The organism is Clostridium fermenticellae, from assembly GCF_003600355.1.
GTDB lineage: Bacteria > Bacillota > Clostridia > Clostridiales > Clostridiaceae > Clostridium_AV > Clostridium_AV fermenticellae.
The window spans coordinates 674,254-700,323 of record NZ_CP032416.1; the positions used below are offsets into that span (position 1 = coordinate 674,254).

Consider the following 26,070-nt stretch of genomic DNA (forward strand, 5'->3'; position numbering starts at 1 on the left):
AATTATAAGTTTACTTGATATATAAAGCTTATGTCAATGGAGGTACTTAAAATGTCATTAGCAATATTTATGGCTTATATAGATTATTGCAAGGAACAGCATAAGGAGCCTGATATTCAGGAGCTGCAGCAATGGAAGAAAAAATATAATCATAGATAAATAAAAAAATGTGTGGTTACTGTGTAAATTTATATAGTAACCACTGTTATATTTAAGGTGGTGAAAATCATTGTATTGTGTTATACAGAAAGTTTTTAATAAAAAATGTAACTCATTAGGAGAAGCTAAAGAATTAAAAGTAGATCCCTTTGAATTATCTATAGATGGAGTACCACAAAGAATCAGATATTATTATACATACAGTGAAGAAAGGTTCCAAAGAACTCATAGGGAAGCTTTTAAGATAAGTATACATGAAAGCTATAGAGAAGATGGCAAGGTTAAGAAAAAGCAATGGGTAATATGCACTATAAGTTATTATGATATAGTTGATGGTTGGTCATATATCGGAGATCATATTGTAGGTTTAGATGATAAATTAAAGGATATAGGTATTACGGAAGATGAATTATATAATATGGTATATAAAAAGTTTGATCCTATTATAGCGGCAGTAGAAAAAGAATATAAAGGTACAGATGAATACAAGGCTAAAAAGAAACATAAAAGGATATTGGATAAATATAGAGAGTCAAAGAATAAATTTGAAAAGAAGTATGGCCAAGATACTTATGATTATTGCTATGATGTATTTGGTGTTCTTAGGAATAAAGAATATTTGAAAGAGCTCCAGGATGCATATAAAGCAAATGAGGAATTTTATAGTAGTTACTATGATAATTTCAAAAGTAACTACAGTAGTAATAATAGTAGTAGTTACTTTGATACTGTACAGAGTAACTACACAGAAGATGAAAAAGTTAAGCTTAAGAAAATATACAAGGTACTTGCATTAAAATTTCATCCGGATATGAATAACGGTGATGCTGATATGATGAAGTTTGTAAACAAACTAAAAGAGGAGTGGGGAATATAAATGTAGTTGCTATGTAAAATATACATTAACTATTAAATATTTTAGAAACATCTTAATGGTGTTTCTTTTTATTTTAAAGTAGGAATTTTGATATATTATAATAATTAGATATATACGCTGTATGAATATAATGCGAGGTAACTATTGAAATTAAAAATATAAACAATGTTATTTGAAAATTGAATAATGCGCTATTAAAGAGTAAAAATGTTTTATATTTATTACAAAAAATAATCATTTAAAATTAAGCAACTCATGATATAATTACCATAAGTTAAGGTTAAAATAGTAAGATATTCATTCCTAAAATCTTCATAGTATATGTCTCCTTTCTACGCACCATATTCATCAAGATATTCTTTTTTTGTGTTTGTTACCTCATTTGATTATCCTTATAGGAATGGATAGTATCTAATCTACGAAGTTACAAACTTATTTCAAAAAAATCTTATCCCTATTTATAGCTAAATTGTGCTATAATATCCAAGTAAATTAACTTGAAATTTGATGAAAATATTGCTTTTTATCAAAATCTTAAACTTATTTTAGACAGTAACGGTTTATCAAACTATGAAGCAGCTAATTTGTGCGGTATGACCTCGCAAACGATTGACAACAGAATAAATAAGAAGGTGTAAAAACCTAAATTCGATATACTTAAAAGACTTGCAGAAGGATTAGATGTAAGCATAAACAAATTATTATATGGTACTGACTTCTTTAATTCCGAAAAATTTAAAAGCATTTTAAATGCAAAGAAGAATTAGTTATAGAAACAGAAAATATAGTATCATTACCCCAAAAGGATTATTGGAAAAAGTAAAATATACAAAATACCATCAAAGGAGATATAACTAATGGCAAAAAGCATAGAAGAACAAATTGAAGATTGGGGCAAGAAGCAACTGAGCGAAACAAAGTACTACACCAAAACAGAAAATATCAACCCTGAAATAGAAAATGCCCTAAAAAATGCACCTTCTAAAAGTGGCGGTAAAGGTACAAATTATCCAGATATTAAATTATTTATCGAAACAAAGACCATGCGTAAGATTCCGGTAATGATCGAAGTAAAAGGCACTAAGGGATCATTTATTAAAACAAATGATATCGGAGAAATATACAATAAGAAGAAAGACGGAACACCGAATTTTACCAATATAAATAAGTATGCTGTCAATGGTGCTATTCATTATGCAAATGCAATAATAGAGAATACAACCAGTTATAAGGAAGTAATTGCAATAGGTTTGAATGGCTATGATGAACCAACCGGAAGAATTATTGAGCTGGATGTTTATTATGTATCATTAGACAATTACTGTATCCCCAAGAAAATAGGTGCTTATACGGATTTATCTTTCCTTCTTCCTAAAAACATTGATAGTTTCATAGAAGAAGTAGATAAGTCAAGCCTTACTGAAGAAGAAGTCGAAGCAAAGGCAAAAGAATTTGAAAATGAAATTGAGATCAAACTGAAAAAATTAAATCAAGTTATGCAGGACGATCTAAAAATTTCTGTTGGTTCAAGGGTAGAGCTTGTAACTGGTATGATTATGGCTGCTCTTGGTGTAGAAGGAAAAGTTGCACCGCTAGAAATTGCAGACCTTAAAGGTGAAACCGGCGCAAGAACTAATGATGGTCATGTAATAATCAACAAAATAGATTCTTTCTTAGCAGAACGTAACCTTCCGCAAGAAAAGAAAGATATGATTATTAACGACCTTTCACGTGTATTTATATACTCTGATTTATGGCAAACCGTTAATGGAGAAAGCAAATTAAAAACTGTCTATACAAGCGTTAAAAATGATATTATGCCTATTTTTACATCAGCAAAGCATTTGGATTTTACTGGCAGATTGTTCAATGTATTAAATGCATGGGTTGATATTCCAGATAGTGATAAAAATGATGTGGTATTAACTCCACGTTATATTACTGATCTTATGGCAAAGATTGCGCAAGTCAACAAGGATAGTTATGTATGGGATTATGCAGTTGGTTCTGCTGGCTTCTTAATATCTTCTATGAAGCTAATGATTAAGGATGCAGAGGAACGTATAAAAAGCCCAAAAGAACTAAGTAAAAAAATAGCGAATATTAAGTATCAACAGCTTTTAGGTATTGAAAAGCGGTCTGATATTTATTTGTTAGCAGTCTTAAATATGATCCTTATGGGAGATGGTTCTTCTAACATCATCCACAAGGATAGCTTGACCGAATATAGCGGTAATTATGAACAAGGTGTATTGAATGGTCAAGTATATCCAGCTAATGTATTTTTACTAAATCCACCTTATTCTGCACAAGGTAAAGGCTTTATTTTTGTAGAAAAAGCATTAAATCGCATGTCAAATGGCAAAGCTGTTATCTTAATACAAGAAAATGCAGGTAGCGGAAGTGGTTTACCATATACTAAGAGAATACTTAAACATAATACCCTTCTTGCAAGTATCCACCTGGCAGATATTTTTAGAGGAAAAGCAGGTGTTCAGGTTGCCATATACGTTTTTAATATTGGAACTCCGCATGATATTCATCAAATGGTAAAATTTATTGATTTTTCTAATGATGGATACACCAGACAAAACAGAAAAAAGTCAAGTCAAGAAACCAATTTAAAAAACACAGATAATGCAATTGAAAGATACGAAGAACTTGTTAATATTGTACTTTATGGAAAATCTTATCTTCATTACTTTACTGAGGATGAATATATAGAAGATACTATTACATTAAATGGAGATGATTGGACTTTTAAACAACATCAAATAATTGAAACCATACCTACTGAAGATGATTTGAGGAATACTGTCAAAGAATATCTTAGTTGGAAAGTTTCTATGATAATTAGAGGTAATATGAATGATTAAATTCAAGAAATTTAAAATTGAAGAAGTTTTGCAATGGCAATCACAAAAAGAAATTGACCCTCTTAAAATAAATGAGCTAACAATCAAAAGTGATATTAAATATCCATTTTATGGGCAATCAACGATAGACAATGGTATTATTTCATATCTTAGCTTAACAGAAAGTGTATTAAACAATAAACTAGGTAAACCAACAATATTGATACATTCAAATAACCAAAACATAGTGTATTTAGAAACTCCATTTTATTTAAAAGATGGTCATGGAGCAACAAGTGTTTTACAATCTGACAATTTAAATGAAAAAATTGCTTTGTATATTATCACGTGTATCAAGAAAGTAATCACAAAGAAATTTGCTTACAATGAAAAAGCCACAAAAAGTGCTCTTAAAAACACTTATATTAAATTGCCAGTAAATAATAATAATGAAATTGATTATATTTACATGGAAAACTGTATACGCAAACTTGAAGAAAAATATATACGCGAATTTTCAGTCTATCTAACAGCAAGCAAATTGGACAATTATAAATTATCTAATAAGGAATTGGAATTGCTCACTAAGAAAATTGTAACGAAGGAGTATAAACTGGAAAAATTATTTAAAGCAGAAACTGGGAATGTTGATTTACAACAGAAAGATATAGATGGAAAAGGGGAGTATTTTATAAATTCTGGTATACAAAATTATGGTATTAAAGGCAAAACAACTCGTAAAGCCAAAATTTTTTCCGATAATACAATTACCATTGATTTTTTCGGTAATGCATATTATAGACCATTTAAGTATAAAATGGCTACACATAATCATGTATTTTCATTGTCTGGAGATATAATTAAAAATGAAAAAGTTGGATTATATTTAGTTTCTCAAATGTCATATTTTAAGCAAATGTTTTCATATAGTAATATGGCAACATGGAATAAAATAAAAGGTTTATCAATTAGTCTTCCTGTCAATAGCAACGGAAATATAAATTTTGATTACATGGAAGAATACATTAACATTTTAGAAAAACTTACAATTAAAGATGTTGTAGAATGGAAGAACAAAATAGTTACAGCAACTAAAAAATGTTGTTAAACTTATACGATTATACAAAATGAAAGGTATTTTTTGATGTTATTATCTTTTTAATACGATCATGTTTCCTTTATTTGATCGCAAATTTTGCTTTTATAATCTTTAACCATTTGAAAACATTGGTTTTATTGTTAATTTGGTTTCATAGTTAGGAAACAGAATGCATAATTAAAAAAAGAATAATTTAAAAGGTATAGAGATTGGTAAAGATGAAATTGATATAAAAAAAGTTATTTTTGATTTAATAAAAGGAGCAATAGATCTGTTAACATCCTTTCCTTGGATTTAACTATAAGATTTATTAAGATTTGCATAATAGTCTTATTTGGTGTATTAGCTGAAAAAATGAACAATTTGCAAAAACATTGCATTATTCAAAGTTGAACTATGAGGTGTTTTTGTGTCATATTTCAAATATATTAAGAACTCTATTGATATATAAAAACATAATTAGTTACTATAAATAATTACATAATAACTACACTTAAAGTATTGGTATAACTGGATTAACACAATATATTATGATATAATAAATAGTGAAAGTACTGCACTTTTTTATAAGTGTAAGGCATTAGAAATAATGGCCGCAGGAAATTTAATTAAGTTCAAATTGAACTGATTATTTTCCTGTGGCTTTTTGTTTTATTTAAATAAATATTAGAAAAGGAGATAGATAAGAAATGAAAAGAAAAAGATTAGAATTAAGAGACATAGCAGGAAAGGTATTAGATAGTTATGAGGGAAAGTATCAAGAACTATTAAATAATTATAAAAGTGAAAAATTACAATGTTCACAGTATAAAGATGATATTAAAAAAAGTAAAGGTTTGGAGCTGCATAATAAATATTTAAGGAAAATAAATGACCTAAAAAGTAATATGGATAACGAATTGATGGGCATAGCAGAAAATAAGAAAAATGAACTTATTGCAGCACAGGAGGAAAAGAATAAACCTTTAGATTTAAATAAAGCTTTTCCTAGTACACAAAGTTTTATGACATCTCAAGAACAATATAATAAACATATGCAGGCTTTTCAATATCTGTATAAGGCAATTGAAAATAGTTCAAATTTATTAATGGCTAATTCACTATTAAAATCAGGTGATACTAAAGCAATAGGAAGCTTTCTTGAAAAGAATATAGATAATAACGACTTAGTCAATGTTGTAGAAGCAAATCTAAAGTCTACAAAGGATCAAAAATATGATGATATACTGCAAATTATATCAGATTCAAGAATAACAGAGGTTGACGATTTAGACGGTATACTTAAAAGCCTTAAATTTGATGCAAATGATAATACAAAAATACGTACAGGACTAGGGTTTAATAGGGTACATGATATTAATAAAGATTTTAATTATAATGATTTGATTTATGAAAATGGTAATCCATTATCACAGTTTTTTAGATAATTAATACTAAATTAAAGTAGTATTGGAAGTGAGATTTGAATATCTGGAGGGATAACATGAATACATTACAATCAATTGAAAAAGACCTTATAAATTATTTCAATAAAGATAAGAAAATTAATGTTTTAAATAAGAAACTAGAAATTTTAAAAAGGCAAATAACTGAAATAGATAGTAAACTTCAAAGTATAGATGTAGACCTTCCAGAAGATCCGCTCTCAATTAATTATGATGAAAGGGTACAAACAAGCCATAGCGGTGAAAGTTATGCAGAAAGAGCTTTAATTAAAATAACAGATAGATTATTAAATGAAAAAGCATATAAAAAAGAAGAAATTGCAGATATAGAAGAAACCTTAAGAAATCTTGAATTTAATAATATAGGTATTGATGATGCAGTAAGCAATTTAGACAAACAAGACTTTGAATTTTTGAAACAAAAGTATAAGTATGGCAAAAGAGATTGGCAATTAGGCATGATATTTAATATGTCTTCAGGAGGAGCCACAAAGAGAAGACATAGAATTATTGATGCTATAGAAAAAGATGATTTATATGACGCTGAATAGAATACCAGAGGATATGAGAAAAGATATTTTAAACCTTCAGCTATATTATGAATTAACCGAAAGAATGAAAAATAATGATAGGTACCACTATTGGGAAAGCAGGAGGAGGAGCAATTTATATTTTAAAACAATGGGCTTTATAAAACATATAAATAATACCTTAAATCCTATTGAGAGAGCTATATTTTATATGAGGTATGTATTTAAATATCCAATAATGAAAGTAGCGAAGGAAACGAAGTACTCCAAAAGAATGATCCAGTACAAGCTAAATGACATTATTGTAAAACTCGAAGAAGATCCGGAAATGTATAGGATGATTAAAAAAATGAATATGGAACATACCATTATTAAAAGTTACGTTGCACACAATACTCCGAAAAAAGTGCAATAATAACTTTACAATAGGGTGCATGGCTAAAGTGTTGGTATTAAAGAGCTTTAGGGGACTTTATGTTATGGAACGTTACTAATAAAACCTAACAAAACTTTACTTTTTCTATATATAATCAAAACAAAACAAATACTAAGATAGGCTTTAACCATTGATATAACTAAGTTTATGGGTATAGTAACGTTTGGAGTGTTGCACCCTTTTTACGGAACGTTACTATTCATAAAACACCTTGAAGCTGTTGAATTATAAGGACTTAAGGTGATTGGAGTACTGTTGTTTTAATGCAACGTTATTTGTGTGCAATCATATTTTTAGATTTTATAAAAACACTATCTATACATTTTAAACTCTCTAAAAAGGAGTTATTATTTTATCTAAATATTTTCATTGATTCATTAGGAGGCGCTGAGATGGACACGGAAACATTTAAAAATATAGAAGGCCAATTATATGACCACTTTATAAAATTGAAGGAGACAGCCTATTTAGAGCAGGAATGTGAGGAACTTAAAGTACAGGCAGATAATATTGAATTTGATATAAAACAATGTAATGTAAGTGTTGATCCAGAAAGACATATGAGTCCGCTCCTTACAGAAAAGGTACAAGTTACTTATAATAATGAGAGTGCAGCGGAAAAAGGCATTATAAAAGAAATAGAAAATTTAGAGCATGAATTGGATTATGTGAAAAGAAAGGTATTTGAAAATAGATCAAGGATAAGAGAATTAAACAGGGGAACCGCTAAATTAAAAAAAGTTCTCTCAACTCCTCCGCTGCCCAAAGAATTTATGGATTTTATTATTTACAGATACAAGTTAAATAAGAGTGTCACCTGGATAGCTAATGAAATGTATGGGGGAGTTAGGAGTACCGCATATAGGAGAAGAAAAGAGGTTATAAATTACATATGGGAGTTGGATATGGCTAAAATTACCATATCTAAGGCTGTTTGAAGAATAGGAGTTCGTGAAATGCGAATTCCTATTTTAATTAATTTAATATCAAGATTGACAATAAATTAATTAAAAAAGGATTATGTACTTAAATCATAAAATATGGATTAGCAAATTTTGATTAAAAAATTGAAGTACTTGTTTTAGAAATATTATTTTTCTCCATATAGAATGATTGAAAGTAAATTGAAGGTAAATTGAAGGTAAATTGAAAGTAAATTGAAGGTAAATTGAAGGTAAATTGAAAGTAAATTGAAGGTAAATTGAAAGTAAATTGAAAGTAAATTGAAAATAAATTGAAAGTAAATTGAAAATAAATTGAAAATAAATTGAAAATAAATTGAAAAAAATATATAATGAAATAAAAAGCAACATTATTCATATAATAAAAATAAATAAATATATATATTGATAGGGTGATTAAGATGAGTACAGTATCAAAGGAGTATATTAATGATTTAGCTCAACAGTTATATGATGCTTTAAATCTTAAACCTAACTTTGATATTGAAGAATTAATCAAACAGTTAGGTGGAAAGATAGTTCATGATAATTCTATACAAAGCTTTATTGATGATTTCGATGCTAAGATAGTTAAAGCTAATTATGATGACGAAGAGCAGTTTATTGTAACAATAGCGGATTTTAAGCATATGAATAGAAAGAGATTTTCAATGGCACATGAACTAGGACATTTATTTTTGCACATGAATTTTTTGAAAAAAGATTATTGGTGTAATAATTTGGATGCTGTTGGTTCTGAACGTTATAGATATGGGCATAGTATGGAAGAAAAAGAAGCAGATGAGTTTGCCGCTGCGTTTTTGATGCCGAAGAATCAATTTAAGTGTATTGCAAAGGAAAATGATTATAATATTGAAAAAATAGCTAAAATTTTTGGAGTTTCCAGGCAAGCAGCCACTATTAGGGCTAATAATTTGAAAATTGATTTAGTGAATAGTTAATGGATGATAACTCAAAAAGTAATATTTTAGAGAAATTAGATAAGCTAAGAGCTATTTTTTCTTCAGTAGAAGATCAGTCGAAAAATATAGAAAAAGAACATGATGGTATTTACATGTTCTTTTCTTTTGATATTGTAAATTCGACATCATTTAAAGAAAAATTCCAGGATAAATGGAGAGGTGTAATTTCTGCATTCTATGATATTTCAGAAAAGGTTATGACTGCAGTTATTAATAATAAAGAATTTTCTAAGATTGAAACATGGAAGTATGTTGGAGATGAAATATTATTTTATAAAAAGTTAAGTAGTAGGAAGGAATTGCTTTGGAATGTAAGATGTGCATATTATGCTCAAGAACTAATATATAAAAAACTTTGTGATTCAGATGAAGACAAGATTGTTAAACCCAATATACATATTAAAACAACTGTATGGATAGGTAAGTGTTCTGAAAAAACAAATGATAGTAAAAATCAAATTTATGCTAGTTATGAAAAAGTAAATAATGAGGAAAAATATGGGGCCAAAACTTTGAAAATAGATTTTTTAGGACCAGATATAGATGCTGGGTTTAGAATATCTAAATATGCTGAAAAAGGAAAACTGGTAGTTAGTGCTAAATTAGCTTGCTTATTATATAAGTTAATGATAGGTAATGATGAAATACTTACCAGTGAGGAAAAAATGATAATAAAATCTTGCCTTAAAATTGTATCATATGAACAGTTAAAGGGTGTATGGGGTAATAGGCATTATCCAATAGTATGGTTTGATCATAATTGGGATAGACCTAACGATATGTTTGATTATGATGACTATTTTATATCAAAAATTGCTAGGAATATACTTACATGTAATAGTGAATTTGAAAAAAGTATTTATACATTAGATATTTTGCCCAAAGTTTATGATGATATAAATAGAGAAAATGATATTGATGATATATTGGATTATTTGGAAAAACTAGAAAATGGTGAAATAAAAAGAGAAATGATAGATAGTACAAGAAAAAACTATGTAAATTCAGAGGTCCATTGTGTAGCAATGTGTTTTTATAATAACGAAGAAGTATTTGTTGCTAAGAGATCTAATAATAGAAAAAGGTTTAAAGGGGCTTGGGATTTAGGATACGGAAAAATCAATAATAATGAAAAGTGGACAGAATGTCTCAAGAAAGAGTATAAAGAAAATTTTGACTTGGATTTAAAATTTGAAGAAGATATAACACCTATAGCTACTTATTATTTGAATAAAGATGGAATAATAATACCAGGTATAATATTTGCGGCAGATGTAGAAAAAAAACAAGAGAAGCTCAATACAGTTAAATATTCAGAAGTTGCATGGGTAAAAATTAAAGATATTGATGAATTTTTTAATGATAAGGATACTGTAGATAAATTAGTATACAATATAAAAAAAGCTGTAAAAATAAGACAATTACAAATTTGATATTTGTAATTGTCTTAAGCTACTATTAAAATAATAATTGAAAAAACTATTTCGATTATTATTAAAAACAAAGATAAGTTAAATAAGAAATACTTTTTATAGGCTAAGCTTGAAATTGCTTGTATTTGATTAATTAAACACAATTCATAATTAGTACATTTTGATTTATTGAAAAGTTTTTGATAAGCAGTTTCTAATTCAGTATGAGTATATTTACAAATATCTTTATAGTATAAATAATTGTCAGTTGCATTTTTAGTACCTATAAAGTTTAAGAAGAAATGTTGAAGGAAATCTCCATTTGTAAGTTTAGCAACGTAAGATGATAAACAGATTAATATAGAAATTACAAGTCCAATACAATATAAGATCTCAATGTTAGCAAAGTTAGTATAAGACGTTTTTACATATAAATTTAATAAAAAGAAAAGAACTGCAGTATCAAAAGTTATTAAAGCTGCATTCTTTGTCTCAGCAAATTTCAACCACTCTTTTACATCAGAATATAAAGTTTCTAATTCATTGTTCATAAAGTTTTCACCTTCTTTGATATTATTATAGTAGCATAAAAAAATTAATTAAATCAATATGTTTTAAACTTAAAATGGCATAATAAAGGCAAAAATAAGTATAAGAATATGTAAATTTAAAATAGCAGATGTAATGGGTAAATATTTTAACCAGAAATGAAATTGATAGGTGTATAAAAAGTGTTGATATTACTGAATTTGAGTGTATAAAATTTGCCCTCTTTTTTGCCCCCTATAGTTTGGAATAAATAAGCATGGACAGGCATATGTTAAAAACTAAAATGACTATATATAAGGGATTAAGAGGTATTTAAAATTATCAAAATGTGCTCCTCGAAAATCCAGAGGTCGTGGGTTCGACTCCCACTGGGTGTACCAGTATCAAGGCTTTCACGATGTCGTGAGGCTTTTTTTATTGCCAAATAACACAACCGTAACACAACCACCATAAAAATATATAAACACAAATAAAAAGACGCCCTATGAATTTATAGAGCGAACAAATCATTTAACCTATCTACAGCTTTTATTTTTTGTCTTGGAAGAACATGAGTATAAACATTAGCAGTCGTTGAAATATCAGCGTGACCTAAAAGTACGGGGGTGCAGTTACATTGTCCTTAACTGACTTACGATCTAATGATTATGATTTTATAAATGTAGGCGATAGAATAGAATCTAAGTCTAGTATAGAGGGTATAATAATCATTCCAGGAAATCAAGATTTATACTTGGTTGTTAACGAAGGGATAAATACGTTGACAATTGTAACGCCTGATGAAAAATTTGATACTGATATAGAAGTTTATAAAACGATCATCCCTAAGTTTAACAATAATTAACTTGAACCTGTTTTGGTACTATTATGAAACTTGAACTGATTAGTTTGTGGCTGAATCTGTTATATATAAAAGTGGTTAAATTCAAATTTAAGGTTCAGTAATGTAAATAATAATTTGTGGAACAGATAAAATAATTTAAGAAATGGTAAAGATATGGATGTCGTAATTGAAAAGAATATAAAAGGGGAATGAAATGAAAGAAAAAAATATTGGTGGATATGATAAAAATTATAAATATGATAGGAAAGCAGTAAACTATTTAGAAGGCGTATTGTTAGAATCTGACCTTATTATACCTCATGTTGAGTCGGGAGATAAATTACCAAATTTGGATGGATATTTAGAGTTGTGTAAGTTTGCAGAACGAAAAGTTATCCCGATAGGACGATTTGATGTTCAAGTAAAATCTCTTAATCATGATTATAGTAATAATAATGTGCGCGATAATTCAAAGTATTCATACAAGTATTCTTGTGATACAAAGGTTGTGAATGTTGTCTTGGAAGCACAAACGTACAATCCTGTGCTTCTAATTTTGGTTGATAGTAAAAACAAACATATATTTTGGAAGTATATGTCTATGCAGTATTGTTTGGAATTAGATGTTGGAACACAAGTAGAGAAAACAGTTTATTTTGATGAATCTGATGAAATCACAGATTCTAACAAGTGGTACGATATATTACATAATATCTATATAAAGTTTTCTTATGCTCAACAACATGAAGCTGAAAACTATTTTTTGTTATCGGATAAGAAACTAAAAGTTCCAATTACAGTTGAAAATATGTCGGATTATCTAAATAATATTCTTGATAATGAATTATGGTTTATTAAACGAGTATACTTTCAGGATACATGGAAAATTGGAATAGCTTATTTAGATGGCGATAAAGGATCATTCGCTTGTGTTGGATTATATAAGATAAAAAAGGGTGAAAATGATTTATTTATAAAACAGTTCAAAGAAGAGGGGGAATATTTTTGCAGTATTCAGTATGGTGAAAGCTATAGTTTAGAGGATATTATTAGACAAACGCTAGAGAGATGGATCAATGATTTTTTCAAGAGAGATAACTATTTCTTGTTTTTATTCCCAGATATTGTGCTAGATGAGTTGCTTTTTAAAGACATTGATTATGCAATAGCGATATCAGAAACGAAAGACAGTACAAAGAAACATGTAGTTTTAGGGTGGCGTGGAACGAGTTTGTCAATGGAAGAATTTGATGACCTCGTTGAAAATATTCCAGAAAGTCAGCGTCTTCTAATTCACCGTCTTCTAATTATACGACAAGAGTTAGAAAGAAGAGGTATAAATCCTATATGTAGACCATGGGAAAAAATTATTGATTATCATATTTCAAAACAAGAAGAACATTGTATTGAATATAAAGAAGATATTGACCGGGGAAAAGTAGATAGAAATAATATGGAGCAATTTCTTAAACGATTTGAGGAGTTTTTTATTGCAAATAAAGAGAAATTTGGTAGTTGTTCAGAAAAGGTTCTTGAATTAAAGAATACATATGTATTAATTGTAGATGACAATATGGAAAGGTATACATATGGTGTAAAAGAATCAAAAATATTTTCTTTAGAATTTTATATTAAATCAAAAAATGAAAGCTTATACGAAGAAATAATTAATTCGTTTCAGTCTGCTTCAAAGAAATACATAAGATCAGGAAGAGGTATTCTTATTCCTGGTGATTATTCTTGGTATAAATTATGGAGAATTATTAATCGCAATCTTTTTCTGCATTATATCGGTGTAAAAGAAAATCATAGCATTGTAACTGATTATATGACATCTATGTGATTTGTAATTACATATTTAAGCCAAATTTTATCTGTGAAAAAATTCATAATAAATAATAAACAGACATTCTTAATAAAATATTGGATGCTGTAAGAACTGGTTGGAGCTGTTGCACTTGGATATTCTGATGGAAAACCAAATTCAAGAGTGAGAAAGACACCTGATAGCATTATTGAATATAGGCTTTAAAAATCAATATTTTCCATTATGTCAAAAAATGGTCAATCATTGCCCTTTTACCTGTATAATCAAATAAAAAGGCGGTGGTTACCATAGAAGAGCTTGTTAGAAAAGCCAAATCCGGCGACAAAAACTCCATGGATTCTATTATTGTAAAATTCAGCTGCTTCATAATAAAAAAAGTATGTAAATACAATATTCCTTCCTATGACTTTGAGGATCTAGTGCAGCATGGGTACCTCTCTGTAATAAAAGCAGTAAGACTCTACAAAATTGGAAAAAGCTCTTTTACAACTTACTGCACAAATTCCATAGTAAATAACTTCAATGCCCTTTTAAAAGGCCAGATAAAGCACTTTAGAGAAGTACAGGATGAAGGAGTGCTGTCAATTCAGCCCTATGACTTTACCCTTGAAGATGAAGTTATTGCATTTGATCAAGCAGAAAAGATAAAACTTGCACTTTGCAAACTTCAGGATATAGAAATAAAAATAATTAAATCCGTGTACATGGAAGGCAGGACACTTAAAGAAACCGCTGAAGTACTTAACATAAAATATAGACATGCTATAGAAATAAAAAAATCTGCCCTAAATAAACTGAAAAAATGTCTGAAATAGCATATATATTTTTATAATGGCAAAGGGAGGGTGATATTTATGTATGACCAGCTGGTTAGTTTAATCAGCACCCGTAGGGTTCCCAATAGCAGTTAGTATATATCTGCTCATAAGGTTTGAAAATAAGATTGACCTTTTAGTCAAATCTATTGAAGACTTAAGAGAAGATATATCAGCCGTTATAAAAAACCAGGAGAAGAAATAGGTAAAATCCTATTTCTTTTTTTCTGCACTAATTTTTCGAAAGGCATATATATAAGTAAAAGTTAGAGAAAGGGGCGAATTGTTATGGCAGCAAAGTCAACAAAGCTTTCAAGTACACTTTCTATTGTAGAAAAGACAGGGCTTAACAAACAGGGTAAAGAGATACTTAAGAAAGTTACACTTGGCAAGATTGCAATGGATGCAGCAGATCAGGATGTATATGATGTAGTAAAAGCTGTAGGTGACATACTGACTTATCCTGTAAATGAAATTCAAAAAGTGGACAACACTGTAATTACTAACGCCTAGTGAGTGGGCAAAAATCAGGAAAGGAGGAGTTTAAATGGCAAACAGACTTAATATGAGGTTTACTACCGAGGAAGAAGGCAAATATTTTTCTTTGAGTGTGGACAACGTAAAAGAAGATGCAAATGGACAGCCTTCAGTTACCCAGGAACAAGTCGCATCTCTCATGGACCTTATAATTGCAAAGAAAATATTTGTTACTAAGAACGGTGCATTGGTTGGCAAGAAGGATACTAAGGTTGTAACAACAGACACAAAAGAATTTGAAATGAAATAGATCATAAAGGTCCTGCAGATGTGCAGGACCTTTAAATTTTGGAGGTGGCATTTTGAATATAGTAAATTCTAATTTGAGCTTTAGGAGCACTTTAAACTGGGGCAACAATCCAGAAGTAGTTGTGCTCCATCATGCAGGTGCAAAAGTGTGCAGCATAGGGGATATCCACAGGTGGCACCTTGAAAATGGATGGTGCGGATGCGGTTATCACTATCTTGTGAGGAAAGACGGTACTGTATATATGGGAAGAAATGAGAAGGCTGTAGGAGCCCACTGTCCAGGATATAATTCTAAATCCATAGGGATATGTGCTGAAGGAGATTTTAATGTTGAGATTATGGGTCAAACACAGTACAGTGCATTATTAGAATTAACCCGCTCCATGTTAAGCAAATATGGAATAAATAAAATATATGGACACAGGGAGCTTTATTCTACAGACTGTCCTGGAGAGAATTTTCCGCTGGACAGAATAAGAAATGAGGTTGCAGGAGGCAGTGGCAGGTTAGTTTATCCAGGATATCTTATAAAGATGAATCCTGATTTGAAGGATAACAATGTAAAGGCTGTTCAGGAAAAGCTTATGAGTAGAGGTTACAGCGTTGGAAGATGCGGCGATGATGGATTCTTTGGAGGGGGTACCCTGGAGGCTGTTAAGAGGTTTCAGAGAGACAGCGGACTTGCAGTTGATGGTATTGTTGGGATTAATACGTGGAATAGGTTGTTTGGATAAATAAGAAGGTTGGTGATGCCAGCCTTCTTTATGTTATTACGTCAAAGTCATATTTTTATCATCTAATAAGTTTGTACCTTATTTATATGAACCTATACTAATATCTGTAACTATACTATAGCAATTAAAATTGCTATAGTTATGATTTTCTATTTTGTAAATATAGGTATTAATATGGGGGAATATGGTATAATTTATTTAGAATATTATTTAAATAAAATACATCTCTAAATATTTGGACGTAGAATAAATATTTATGTAAGTTTTTTTAATGGATGATGGAGGGGGAGAATTATGCCATATAGAAGAATTTTAAATGAAGTACAGCAACAATTAGTGAGTGATGAGAATAATTTATGTTTGTTTTTACAGACAAATAATGACATATATTCATTTAGAAGTGAATTAACACCAGATCAACAATTAGATATAATTCAGCCTATAGGTAATTATCTTAAAGACAAAGAGTATGATCAATATGATCCATTGGAAATAAGGCCTAATACTATTTATTATATTTTAAATAAAATGGAAGAAAGTCAATCATTAAACAATATTTTAAATTTAAATCATCAGATTGAATGTGGGGATGTTAAAAGAGCAACTATCAAAACTATTGAGAATGATAAAATTAAACTTATTATATTTAAAAAAGATAGATTTTTGTTTTTGTATAGATATGATTCAAGAAAATTATTTAAACAGGGATGGAAAGCCAAATTCGATAAAGAGGAGGCTGTAGTACAGAAAGAAGATGATAGTATACTAGTACTTTCAAAGACGATACCGGACATTATATTAGATGCTAGTGGAATATTTGCTTTTATACTAAATGTTACTCAAGCTGAATATATTTTGGAAATAGATTCATTGTTTGTGAGCGCATTAAATAATGCCTCTAGTAATTTAAGAGAATATAATTTAATGAAGAGTGATACTATTGAAAGTTTTATAAGTGAAGTATCTAAAAAAAATAACTATATGAGGAAACTTCATAAAATAGAAGCTACTCATTCATATCAGTATTTCCATAATAATATTAATAGCATACCAGAAGTTTTAAAATTGTATAATTTAAATGTTAAATTTGATGAACAAAATGGAATGATTATATTTGATGATGAAACAGATGTTAGTGATGTATTACATTTATTTGCAGATGATTATGTTAAAAGGTATATTAGTCAAAAAGATGATGTGATAAAGTAATTAAAAGGAGGAATATAGATGATTCCTGAGTTGGCATTATCTGTAACAGGTTTTATCCCTCTATACATAATGATGATTTCCATGTATTTATATTCGTATTTGTTTGGAACTATATGGGAAACAACTAAAAAGGATATAATACTTACTATTCTAATTATTATACTTATACAATTTATTTCTTCAATAGTAGTTAACTGCTATATAAAAGGTAAGGAAAGTTCAAGAATTTCAGAAAATGAAATTACGTTTAAAAATATTAGAGAAGATAAAAAAGCATATGTAAATTATATGATGACATATCTAGTGCCATTATTGACATTTGATTTAGACAAGATAAATGGATTTTATATACTATATACTAATATATTAATAATTATGTTTGTAATTATGAACGGAAAGGCAGAAAATTTTAATTTCAATATTTTTTTATGGATAAAGGGGTATTCTGTTTATAAAGGTGTAAATATTGATGGGTGTGATAAGGTATTATTAATAAAGAAAAAGAAGTTTTCTAATATTAAAGCTAATCATACTAAATATAGGTTTGTATCTTTTGGAGGAAGTAATGATATTTACTTGTGTAAAAGATATAATGTAAATAAATAAGTAATAGCCTAGAAATTAGAACGTTTATTTAGAACGGTAAATTCTAGATTTGGGGGAGTTATTATGGATAAAAAGAAACTGAGCGAAAGAGATATAATAACAAAATACATAATTCCAGCTGTAGAAAAAGCTGGTTGGGATAGAAATAAACAAATTAGGGAAGAAGTAAATTTTACTGACGGTAGAATTATAGTTAGAAAGAAAATTGTTACAAGGGGAAAAAGGAAGAGAGCAGATATAATTCTCTATTATAAGAGTAATATACCACTAGCTATAATTGAGGCTAAAGATAATAATCACTCAATTGGGTACGGAATGCAGCAGGGATTAAATTATGGAGAAATATTGGATATTCCATTTATTTATTCATCTAACGGCGATGGATTTATAGAACATGATAGAACTAAAAAAGAAGGAATATTGGAAAGAGAGCTGAAATTAGAGGAATTTCCATCTCCAGAAGAGCTATGGAACAGGTATAAAGCTTATAAAGGTTTAACTAAAGAGCAGGAAAATGTTGTTACTCATAATTATTACTATGATCAAGATACTTTCCCACCACGTTATTATCAAAGAATTGCAATTAATAGGGCGGTAGAGGCAATTGCACAAGGACAGAATAGGATACTTCTTGTAATGGCCACGGGAACAGGCAAAACTTATACTGCATTTCAAATAGTATATAAGCTTTTCAAATCTGGCGTAAAGAAGAGAATTCTTTACTTAGCAGATAGAAATATTTTAATTAATCAGACAATTATAGGAGATTTTAAACCTTTAAAAGAGAACATAAACAAAATTCAAAAAAGAACAGCTGATAAATCAAGAGAAATTCAGTTTGCTTTATATCAAAGTTTAACTGGAGAAACTGAGGAAAAGAAAGTATTTAAGAAATTTAGCAGAGATTACTTTGATCTTATAATAATAGATGAATGCCATAGGGGAAGTGCCAAGGATGATTCAGCCTGGAGAGAAATATTGGATCATTTTGAATCAGCTACAAAGATTGGATTAACTGCTACTCCAAAAGAAACTAAGGATGTTTCTAATATTGATTACTTTGGTGATCCTATATTTACTTATTCATTAAAGCAGGGCATTGAAGATGGATTTCTTGCCCCTTACAAAGTAATAAGGGTAGGTATAGATAGAGATTTAGAAGGTTATAGGCCGGAAAAGGGTAAAAGGGACAAGTATGGTAAAGAGTTAGAAGATAGGATATATAATAAAAAAGATTACGATAAAACGCTGGTATTAGAAAAAAGGACAGAGCTGGTAGCTAAATATGTTTCTGATTATTTGAAAAAGAATGATAAGAGAATGGCTAAAAGCATATTTTTCTGCACTGATATAGATCACGCAGAGAGAATGAGAAAAGCTCTTATAAATGAAAATGCTGATTTATATTCAAAAAATCCTAAGTATATAATGAAAATAACAGGAGATGATGATGAAGGAAAAGCAGAACTAGAAAATTTCATAATACCTTCAGAAGATTATCCTGTTTTAGTAACTACATCAAAACTTTTAACTACTGGTGTGGACTGCAAGACCTGTCAATTTATCATAATAGATTCAGAGATAAACAGTATGATTGAATTCAAGCAGATATTAGGCCGAGGCACTAGAATTAGAGAAGATTACGGTAAGATGTACTTTACTCTTATAGATTTTAGAGATGTATCAAGGTTATTTGCTGACAAGGATTTTGATGGTGAACCTGTTAAAGTCAAAGATGTAACTTCTGATGAGGTTCCAGATGAAAATGATGAAGAAATTGATGATACTTATGAAGAAGAGGAAAAGAAAGAGACAAGCTATGGAGAAGCTGGAGAATATACTGAGGGAGAAACTATAAGTGATCCCTCAGGTGAGAAAAGAAAGAAATATTATGTTGATGATGTAGAAGTTAAAGTTATTAATGATAGAGTTCAGTACTATGGTAACGATGGAAAACTTATTACAGAATCTTTAGTAGATTATACTAAGAAGAATATAAAAAAAGAATTTGCAAGTTTAGATGAATTCCTGAGAAAGTGGAGTGAAACTGATAAAAAAGAAGAATTAAGACTGCATTTAGAAGAAGAAGGAATTTTCCTTGAAGATTTAGAAGATGAAGTGGGAAAAGATATGGATACCTTTGATTTAATATGCCATGTAGCTTTTGATATGCCTGCTTTAACTAGAAAAGAAAGAGCAAATAACGTAAAAAAAAGAAATTACTTTGCTAAATATGGAGATTCTGCAAGAAGAGTTTTAGAAAAACTATTAGATAAATATAGTAATGAAGGCATTGAAAACATAGAAGATATTAAAGTACTTAAGCTGCCGGACTTTAAGGAATTTGGCACCCAACTAGAAATAGTGAAGAGAGTATTTGGTGGTAAAAAGAAGTATGAAGAAGCTGTTAAAGAATTGGTTAAGGAATTATATACAATAGCATAAGAGAAAGGAGACATAATACATGTCAATAACAAATGTAGTAAAATCAGTACAAGATATAATGCGCCAGGATGCAGGGGTAGATGGAGATGCTCAAAGAATATCTCAACTAGTTTGGATGATATTTTTAAAGGTATTTGATGCAAAAGAAGAGGAATGGGAATTAGAGTACGATGATTATACACCTACTATCCCGGAAGAATTAAGATGGAGCAACTGGGCTCAAGATGATGAAGGAATTACAGGTGATGAGCTTTTAGACTTTGTAAACAATAAACTATTCAAAGGTTTAAAGGAAATGGAAGTAGATGAGAATAGTGATGCTAAAGCTCTATTAGTTAAATCTGTATTTGAAGATTCCTATAATTACATGAAGTCAGGAGCTTTAATGAGACAGGTAATAAATAAACTAAATGAAATAGATTTTATAGCAGGTGAAGATAGACATTTATTTAATGATATATATGAAAATATATTAAAAGATCTTCAAAGTGCAGGCAATGCAGGAGAATTCTATACACCAAGACCTGTTACACAATTTATAATAGATATGCTAAGTCCAAAGCTTAGTGAAAAAGTAGCCGACTTTGCTTGTGGTACTGGTGGTTTTTTAACCTGTGCCATAGAAAGCTTAAAAAAACAAGAAACCAAAGTTGAAGATTTAAAAATATTAGGTGAAACCATAATGGGTGTAGAAAAGAAGCCATTTCCTCACATGCTTGCTACAACTAACTTGATACTTCATGATATTGATGTGCCAAACATAAAACATGATAATTCTTTAATGAAGAATGTAAGAGATTTAAAGCCTTCAGAATATGTTGATGTAATAGCAATGAATCCTCCTTTTGGCGGAATTGAAGAAGATATGGTATTAACTAATTTTCCTCAGCAATTTCAAACAAAAGAAACAGCAGATTTATTTATGACTCTTATAATGTATAGATTAAGTGCAAAAGGAAGAGCGGGAGTAGTACTTCCAGATGGATTCCTATTTGGTGAAGGTGTAAAGACACATATAAAAGAAAAACTTTTAAATGAATTTAATCTTCATACTATAGTAAGAATGCCTAATGGAGTATTTGCACCATATACGGGAATAAATACAAATCTTTTATTTTTTGAAAAAGGTAAGCCAACAGAAGAAGTTTGGTTCTTTGAACATCCACTTCCTGAAGGATATAAAAATTATACTAAAACCAAACCAATAAGATACGAAGAATTTGAACTGGAGAAAAAGTGGTGGAATAACAGAGAAGAAAATGAGTATGCTTGGAAGGTTTCAGTAGAGGATATCAAAAATAGAAATTACAATTTAGATTATAAAAATCCTAATAAGGAAGAAGAAGATTTAGGAGATCCAAAGGCATTATTAAAAAAGTATCATGAAGCTACTGCTGCTGTAGATAAATTGCAGGATTCTTTGATAGATGAATTAAAGAAGATTTTAGAAGGGACATCAAAATAGTATGAACATGTTATTAGAACAATTTAAAACAATATTTGATAGACCAGAAAAAGTTAAGAAGTTAAGAAATTTAATACTACAGTTAGCAGTAAGGGGAAAATTAGTAGAGCAGGATGAAAATGATGAGCCAGCCAGTGTGCTCTTGGAGAGAATAAAAGAAGAAAAAGATAAGCTCATTAAAGAAGGAAAGATAAAAAAGTCAAAACCATTGCCAGAGATAAGTGAGGATGAAAAACCTTATGAATTGCCTGAAGGATGGGAATGGGTAAGATTAGGATGTATATATAATATAGTAAGAGGATCATCACCAAGACCAAAAGGAGATCCTAAATATTTTACTAATGAAAGAACAAAGTATCATTGGGTTACAATAAAGGATATTACTAATTCATGTGTTAATGAAAGACTTGTAAGTACAATTGAGTATTTAACATATGAAGGTAGTTTAAAGAGTAGATTAGTTGAACATGATGAGATTATAATAGCTGTAAGTGGTAGCGTAGGTAAGTCAGCAATAATGGGGATTAGTGGATATATATATGATGGGTTAGCAGCTTTGAAACATATTATTAATAATAAAGTATTAAGAGATTATATATATATTTATTTAAAATGTTGGAAAGATAATATAAATAACATGTCAGAAGGAACATCATTTCCTAATATTAATACGGATAAATTAAATCGACTTTTGATTTCGCTACCACCTTTAAATGAACAAAAACGTATAGTAGAAAAGGTAGATTCATTAATGGCATTTTGTGATGAATTAGAAAAAGAACTACAAAGAAAGGTTAAATATAGTTCTTTAAGTTTAAAGTCTGTATTTAATAGCATTGATAGCTGCAGTTCTTTAGAAGAGTTAGAAGAAACACTGAGATTTATTATAGATAACTTTAAAGAGTTAACATTAGGTGATGATGGAGTTAAAGAATTAAAAAATGCAATATTTGAATTAGCAGTACAAGGAAGGCTTGTTCCTCAAAATTCAAAGGATGAGCCAGCAAGTGTGCTTTTGGAAAAGATAAAAGAAGAAAAAGAAAAGCTTATTAGGGAAGGAAAGATAAAAAAGGAAAAGGCACTGCCAGAGATAAGTGAGGATGAAAAGCCTTATGAATTGCCTAGTGGATGGGAATGGGTAAGGATAGGAGAATATTGTTTAATAAATCCAAGAAATTCAATTGATGATAATGAACTAGTATCATTTGTGCCAATGAAGTTAATAGAGAATGGCTTCAACAATAAACATACATCAGAGACAAGGTTGTGGAGAGAAATAAAAAATGGATTTACACATTTTGCCGAAAATGATGTTGTTGTAGCTAAAATTACTCCATGTTTCGAAAATAGAAAATCTGCTATTATGAAAAATTTAGTTAATAATATAGGAGCAGGGACAACAGAACTATATGTTATTAGAAGCATTAAAAATTTAATACTTCCAGAATATATATTATGTATATGCAAAACGGAAGAATTTATCAAGGGTGGTATAGAAACGTATACTGGAACTGCTGGTCAGCAAAGGGTAAAAAAGGATTATATAACTAGGTTTGTTATAGGAGTTCCACCACTAAATGAACAAAACCGTATAGTACAAAAAGTAGATTCATTAATGACATTATGTGATGAATTAGAAAATAAAATAGAAAAATCTAAAAAGTACAGCGAAAAATTAATGGAAGCTTTACTTAAGAATGAATTTATGTAAAATTAATAGCAACTTTATGTGGTATATTACCAGAGGCTCGTAACATGTGGATGTAAATGGATTAAAATTGTAATTTAAAAAGATACATATGTAAAAGCTATTTTTACATATGTATCTTTTTTTACAATATTGACATATAATATAGTTAAGGGAGGTAATAATATGATTAATATATTAGAGAAATATACTGAAAAGCAATTGAGATCATATATTTATGACAATAGATATAAAATAGGTGCTAATCTTCTTCAATTTATTAAAGATAATGGATATACTAAATCATCGCTTTCAAAATTAACAGGTATATCAAGACCAACTATTGATAAATTAATTAAAGGTGAAATAGATAATAATACAAATCTCAAAAAACATGTGGATAAGATTATTACAACCTTTAATATAAAGCTTGAAGAATTAGTAGATTATAAGCATACAGAGTCAGACAATAACCGTGAAGTTGTAGCATCTAATAATGCACCGGAAGAATATGAACTAAGTGATAAGGCTAAAAGAATGTTTGGCTTTTTAGACGATATAATAGATCTTTATGAAGTCTATAGTGATAGGTAGGGTGATAAATATGTCTCAATATATAACATCTCAGAATTTAAATGAAGTGATAGAAGCAAATAAAAAAATAAAAAATGAAATTGAGAATTTTAAAAATAATTTCTTTATTAATTATAACAAAGCTGGAATAGTGGGTCCTGATAGACTAGCATTTGATGTTCTTAAGAAAAATTATAATTTAATACAGCTGCCAATAGAGGATGAGTATTGGGGAGGAGCTATATTTATTAGGAATAATTTAAAAATACCTGTTATTAATTCAGCGCAACCCAGAGTTTATCAATTTTTTGTTGCCTGGCATGAAGTATATCATTTGCTTTATGATCCTTCTATTATTAAAGGACAGCATAACATACAGGCAGAAGAAATGGAATTAAATGAGAGAAGAGCGGATTACTTTGCTGCAAAGATGTTATTAGGTGATGTCTATAGATATTATTATTCATTAGAAGATGCTGATTTTATAAATAAAATTGCAAAGTGTATGGATGTATTTAAATCACCCTATAAGGCTATATTAATTCAATTATATGAAGATGCTGTACTGTTCAACAATGTTGGATTAAAGAAGTTAATAGTTGAGAATTTTGATAAAAAGCCAGAAAATTTAATTGAATTATTTGAAAAACTAGAATTAGATACTGATTTAGTTAAACCATCTAATATAATAAGTTTTGGTGGATTGGATAAAAAAATAAAGCTGCTGTCAGAAAAAGAAACGGATGTTGATTATCATAAAGATAATTTGAAATTTTTAAATAAACTCAAGGATTTAGTGAAGGGAGAACTCATAAATGGAAGTAATTCAGGTAGAAAAACTAATTGAAGCTTTAAATTCCAGTGCTCCTAAAAAGATAGGAATCCTTGATAATAATACAATTACTTTTTTAATAAATGTAGATAAATATATTTATGTAGAGAAGATATTGAAAAAGTATGATTTATTACTAATACCTAATTGGGTTTATCAAGAAGTAAATGATTCAGAAGAAAGAGTAGATTATATAGAAAACATGTTTAATAAAGGTATAAAAATTTTTGTGATAAACGAGAGTGATTATGAAAAGTTAGCAAAGTATAAATCAGTATGGATTTATAAGTTTTTTCTATATTGTTCATTCAAAATTGGTGAGATAAAAAGTTTCATTAAAAGATATATTGAGAAAAATCAGCCTCTGGAAGAATTAGAGGACTATGAAGTTTGGTTGAATTTATTGTATAATAATGGGTTTGAAGGCAAACGGCTTAAAAATGGAAGAACAAAGAAGAAAAATGCAGGAGAAATTTCAATAGGTGTTTTAGCTCTAGCTATGTCATATATTTATTTTCAAGGACACCATACTATAACTGTGTTATCCAATGATAGGGATACATATGATTTTGTTAATTTTGCAAAGTTAAAATTATTAAACGACAATATGTTTGAAGGATTAGAAAGCAGTGTTATAACATTTAAGTCTAATGATTTCATAATTAAAGAAAGTTATTTGAATAGTTATATAAGTGATGGAAAAGATATTTATTCTATTACAGAATTTAGAGATGAAAAAAGGGTTAAATATACAAAAAATGCACCTGATACTTCGGTTGAGGAACATGATGAAATTTTAAGCAATGAAGCTTTTATAGAAAATTTAAAAGATAGTACTTTTAATATTATATTTTAATATAAGGTATAGAAAGATACAGACCTAATGGATATTTTGTAGAGGAAAGGGTGTTATTTACAATATATTCAATCTACTTTGAAACAAAGTAACTTTTACTTAACACTAAAATTATTTTACTTGAA

At 28.9% G+C, this 26,070-nt stretch carries 25 protein-coding genes; 24 read left to right on the forward strand and 1 reads right to left on the reverse strand.

What is annotated here, in order from left to right:
• Positions 1-229: 229 nt before the first annotated feature.
• The 9 genes from D4Z93_RS03410 (at position 230) to D4Z93_RS03450 (ending at position 10,758) form a co-directional block, all read left to right on the forward strand.
• Complete coding sequence (locus tag D4Z93_RS03410) at positions 230-1,036, forward strand: hypothetical protein (protein ID WP_119970387.1); 807 nt, start codon at positions 230-232, stop codon at positions 1,034-1,036.
• 857 nt (positions 1,037-1,893) lie between these two features.
• A complete protein-coding gene (locus D4Z93_RS03415; RefSeq protein WP_119970400.1) occupies positions 1,894-3,912 on the forward strand; it encodes an HsdM family class I SAM-dependent methyltransferase in 2,019 nt (672 codons plus the stop codon).
• A complete protein-coding gene (locus D4Z93_RS03420; RefSeq protein ID WP_119970389.1) occupies positions 3,905-4,999 on the forward strand; it encodes a restriction endonuclease subunit S in 1,095 nt (364 codons plus the stop codon). The genes D4Z93_RS03415 and D4Z93_RS03420 overlap by 8 nt, the downstream gene beginning before the upstream one ends.
• 680 nt (positions 5,000-5,679) lie before the next feature.
• Entirely contained in the window at positions 5,680-6,417 is a 738-nt protein-coding gene (locus D4Z93_RS03425; protein ID WP_119970402.1) for a hypothetical protein, read from the forward strand.
• A gap of 56 nt (positions 6,418-6,473) precedes the next feature.
• Positions 6,474-6,986 carry a hypothetical protein gene (locus D4Z93_RS03430; RefSeq protein WP_119970404.1) on the forward strand — a complete coding sequence of 171 codons (513 nt, stop codon included), beginning with the start codon at positions 6,474-6,476 and terminating at the stop codon, positions 6,984-6,986.
• A complete protein-coding gene (locus D4Z93_RS13170; RefSeq protein ID WP_162920246.1) occupies positions 6,973-7,380 on the forward strand; it encodes a hypothetical protein in 408 nt (135 codons plus the stop codon). The genes D4Z93_RS03430 and D4Z93_RS13170 overlap by 14 nt, the downstream gene beginning before the upstream one ends.
• A 413-nt stretch (positions 7,381-7,793) precedes the next feature.
• Complete coding sequence (locus D4Z93_RS03440) at positions 7,794-8,339, forward strand: transcriptional regulator (RefSeq protein WP_119970408.1); 546 nt, start codon at positions 7,794-7,796, stop codon at positions 8,337-8,339.
• A 425-nt stretch (positions 8,340-8,764) separates the two neighbouring features.
• Complete coding sequence (locus D4Z93_RS03445) at positions 8,765-9,304, forward strand: ImmA/IrrE family metallo-endopeptidase (RefSeq protein WP_119970410.1); 540 nt, start codon at positions 8,765-8,767, stop codon at positions 9,302-9,304.
• Positions 9,304-10,758: an NUDIX domain-containing protein gene (locus tag D4Z93_RS03450; RefSeq protein WP_119970396.1), complete on the forward strand. Its 1,455-nt coding sequence runs from the start codon at positions 9,304-9,306 to the stop codon at positions 10,756-10,758. Before D4Z93_RS03445 ends, D4Z93_RS03450 begins: the two co-directional genes overlap by 1 nt.
• A gap of 14 nt (positions 10,759-10,772) precedes the next feature.
• On the opposite strand, the gene D4Z93_RS03455 is transcribed toward D4Z93_RS03450, so the two are convergent.
• Complete coding sequence (locus tag D4Z93_RS03455) at positions 10,773-11,288, reverse strand: Pycsar system effector family protein (RefSeq protein ID WP_119970398.1); 516 nt, start codon at positions 11,286-11,288, stop codon at positions 10,773-10,775.
• A gap of 614 nt (positions 11,289-11,902) precedes the next feature.
• Between D4Z93_RS03455 and D4Z93_RS03460 the strand changes: the two genes are divergently transcribed.
• The 15 genes from D4Z93_RS03460 (at position 11,903) to D4Z93_RS03535 (ending at position 25,945) form a co-directional block, all read left to right on the forward strand.
• Positions 11,903-12,130: a hypothetical protein gene (locus D4Z93_RS03460; protein ID WP_119970412.1), complete on the forward strand. Its 228-nt coding sequence runs from the start codon at positions 11,903-11,905 to the stop codon at positions 12,128-12,130.
• A gap of 193 nt (positions 12,131-12,323) precedes the next feature.
• On the forward strand, positions 12,324-13,952 hold the full coding sequence (locus D4Z93_RS03465; protein ID WP_119970413.1) for a DUF4365 domain-containing protein: 1,629 nt from the start codon (positions 12,324-12,326) through the stop codon (positions 13,950-13,952).
• A gap of 263 nt (positions 13,953-14,215) precedes the next feature.
• Entirely contained in the window at positions 14,216-14,752 is a 537-nt protein-coding gene (locus D4Z93_RS03475) for an RNA polymerase sigma factor (RefSeq protein ID WP_119970415.1), read from the forward strand.
• A 109-nt stretch (positions 14,753-14,861) separates the two neighbouring features.
• Positions 14,862-14,957, forward strand: a complete 96-nt coding sequence (locus D4Z93_RS13645; protein ID WP_341466784.1) for a hypothetical protein — start codon at positions 14,862-14,864, stop codon at positions 14,955-14,957.
• A gap of 83 nt (positions 14,958-15,040) precedes the next feature.
• Complete coding sequence (locus D4Z93_RS03485; protein ID WP_023162381.1) at positions 15,041-15,265, forward strand: DUF1659 domain-containing protein; 225 nt, start codon at positions 15,041-15,043, stop codon at positions 15,263-15,265.
• A 34-nt stretch (positions 15,266-15,299) separates the two neighbouring features.
• The gene (locus tag D4Z93_RS03490) at positions 15,300-15,539 is read left to right on the forward strand and encodes a DUF2922 domain-containing protein (protein WP_119970417.1); all 240 of its coding nucleotides are present in this window, start codon (positions 15,300-15,302) and stop codon (positions 15,537-15,539) included.
• A 52-nt stretch (positions 15,540-15,591) separates the two neighbouring features.
• The gene (locus D4Z93_RS03495) at positions 15,592-16,272 is read left to right on the forward strand and encodes a peptidoglycan recognition protein family protein (RefSeq protein ID WP_119970418.1); all 681 of its coding nucleotides are present in this window, start codon (positions 15,592-15,594) and stop codon (positions 16,270-16,272) included.
• Between the two features lie 294 nt (positions 16,273-16,566).
• Entirely contained in the window at positions 16,567-17,481 is a 915-nt protein-coding gene (locus D4Z93_RS03500; RefSeq protein WP_119970420.1) for a Kiwa anti-phage protein KwaB-like domain-containing protein, read from the forward strand.
• Positions 17,482-17,499: 18 nt separating this feature from the next.
• Positions 17,500-18,087, forward strand: coding sequence for a hypothetical protein (locus D4Z93_RS03505; protein WP_119970422.1), 588 nt, complete (start codon positions 17,500-17,502; stop codon positions 18,085-18,087).
• A gap of 63 nt (positions 18,088-18,150) precedes the next feature.
• On the forward strand, positions 18,151-20,532 hold the full coding sequence (gene hsdR / locus D4Z93_RS03510; protein ID WP_119970423.1) for an EcoAI/FtnUII family type I restriction enzme subunit R: 2,382 nt from the start codon (positions 18,151-18,153) through the stop codon (positions 20,530-20,532).
• Positions 20,533-20,551: 19 nt separating this feature from the next.
• A complete protein-coding gene (locus D4Z93_RS03515) occupies positions 20,552-21,997 on the forward strand; it encodes a type I restriction-modification system subunit M (RefSeq protein WP_119970425.1) in 1,446 nt (481 codons plus the stop codon).
• A gap of 1 nt (position 21,998) precedes the next feature.
• Entirely contained in the window at positions 21,999-23,708 is a 1,710-nt protein-coding gene (locus D4Z93_RS03520; RefSeq protein ID WP_119970427.1) for a restriction endonuclease subunit S, read from the forward strand.
• Between the two features lie 162 nt (positions 23,709-23,870).
• On the forward strand, positions 23,871-24,278 hold the full coding sequence (locus tag D4Z93_RS03525) for a helix-turn-helix domain-containing protein (protein WP_119970429.1): 408 nt from the start codon (positions 23,871-23,873) through the stop codon (positions 24,276-24,278).
• 10 nt (positions 24,279-24,288) lie between these two features.
• Positions 24,289-25,104, forward strand: a complete 816-nt coding sequence (locus tag D4Z93_RS03530) for an ImmA/IrrE family metallo-endopeptidase (RefSeq protein ID WP_119970430.1) — start codon at positions 24,289-24,291, stop codon at positions 25,102-25,104.
• Positions 25,073-25,945 carry a hypothetical protein gene (locus D4Z93_RS03535; protein ID WP_119970432.1) on the forward strand — a complete coding sequence of 291 codons (873 nt, stop codon included), beginning with the start codon at positions 25,073-25,075 and terminating at the stop codon, positions 25,943-25,945. The genes D4Z93_RS03530 and D4Z93_RS03535 overlap by 32 nt, the downstream gene beginning before the upstream one ends.
• Positions 25,946-26,070 lie beyond the last annotated feature (125 nt).

Coding starts and splice junctions, on each gene's coding strand:
- D4Z93_RS03415 (WP_119970400.1), top strand. CDS start 1,894: ATGGCAAAAAGCATAGAAGAACAAATTGAAGATTGGGGCAAGAAGCAA.
- D4Z93_RS03420 (WP_119970389.1), top strand. CDS start 3,905: ATGATTAAATTCAAGAAATTTAAAATTGAAGAAGTTTTGCAATGGCAA.
- D4Z93_RS03425 (WP_119970402.1), top strand. CDS start 5,680: ATGAAAAGAAAAAGATTAGAATTAAGAGACATAGCAGGAAAGGTATTA.
- D4Z93_RS03430 (WP_119970404.1), top strand. CDS start 6,474: ATGAATACATTACAATCAATTGAAAAAGACCTTATAAATTATTTCAAT.
- D4Z93_RS13170 (WP_162920246.1), top strand. CDS start 6,973: ATGACGCTGAATAGAATACCAGAGGATATGAGAAAAGATATTTTAAAC.
- D4Z93_RS03440 (WP_119970408.1), top strand. CDS start 7,794: ATGGACACGGAAACATTTAAAAATATAGAAGGCCAATTATATGACCAC.
- D4Z93_RS03445 (WP_119970410.1), top strand. CDS start 8,765: ATGAGTACAGTATCAAAGGAGTATATTAATGATTTAGCTCAACAGTTA.
- D4Z93_RS03450 (WP_119970396.1), top strand. CDS start 9,304: ATGGATGATAACTCAAAAAGTAATATTTTAGAGAAATTAGATAAGCTA.
- D4Z93_RS03455 (WP_119970398.1), bottom strand. CDS start 11,288: ATGAACAATGAATTAGAAACTTTATATTCTGATGTAAAAGAGTGGTTG.
- D4Z93_RS03465 (WP_119970413.1), top strand. CDS start 12,324: ATGAAAGAAAAAAATATTGGTGGATATGATAAAAATTATAAATATGAT.
- D4Z93_RS03485 (WP_023162381.1), top strand. CDS start 15,041: ATGGCAGCAAAGTCAACAAAGCTTTCAAGTACACTTTCTATTGTAGAA.
- D4Z93_RS03490 (WP_119970417.1), top strand. CDS start 15,300: ATGGCAAACAGACTTAATATGAGGTTTACTACCGAGGAAGAAGGCAAA.
- D4Z93_RS03500 (WP_119970420.1), top strand. CDS start 16,567: ATGCCATATAGAAGAATTTTAAATGAAGTACAGCAACAATTAGTGAGT.
- D4Z93_RS03505 (WP_119970422.1), top strand. CDS start 17,500: ATGATTCCTGAGTTGGCATTATCTGTAACAGGTTTTATCCCTCTATAC.
- hsdR (WP_119970423.1), top strand. CDS start 18,151: ATGGATAAAAAGAAACTGAGCGAAAGAGATATAATAACAAAATACATA.
- D4Z93_RS03515 (WP_119970425.1), top strand. CDS start 20,552: ATGTCAATAACAAATGTAGTAAAATCAGTACAAGATATAATGCGCCAG.
- D4Z93_RS03520 (WP_119970427.1), top strand. CDS start 21,999: ATGAACATGTTATTAGAACAATTTAAAACAATATTTGATAGACCAGAA.
- D4Z93_RS03525 (WP_119970429.1), top strand. CDS start 23,871: ATGATTAATATATTAGAGAAATATACTGAAAAGCAATTGAGATCATAT.
- D4Z93_RS03530 (WP_119970430.1), top strand. CDS start 24,289: ATGTCTCAATATATAACATCTCAGAATTTAAATGAAGTGATAGAAGCA.
- D4Z93_RS03535 (WP_119970432.1), top strand. CDS start 25,073: ATGGAAGTAATTCAGGTAGAAAAACTAATTGAAGCTTTAAATTCCAGT.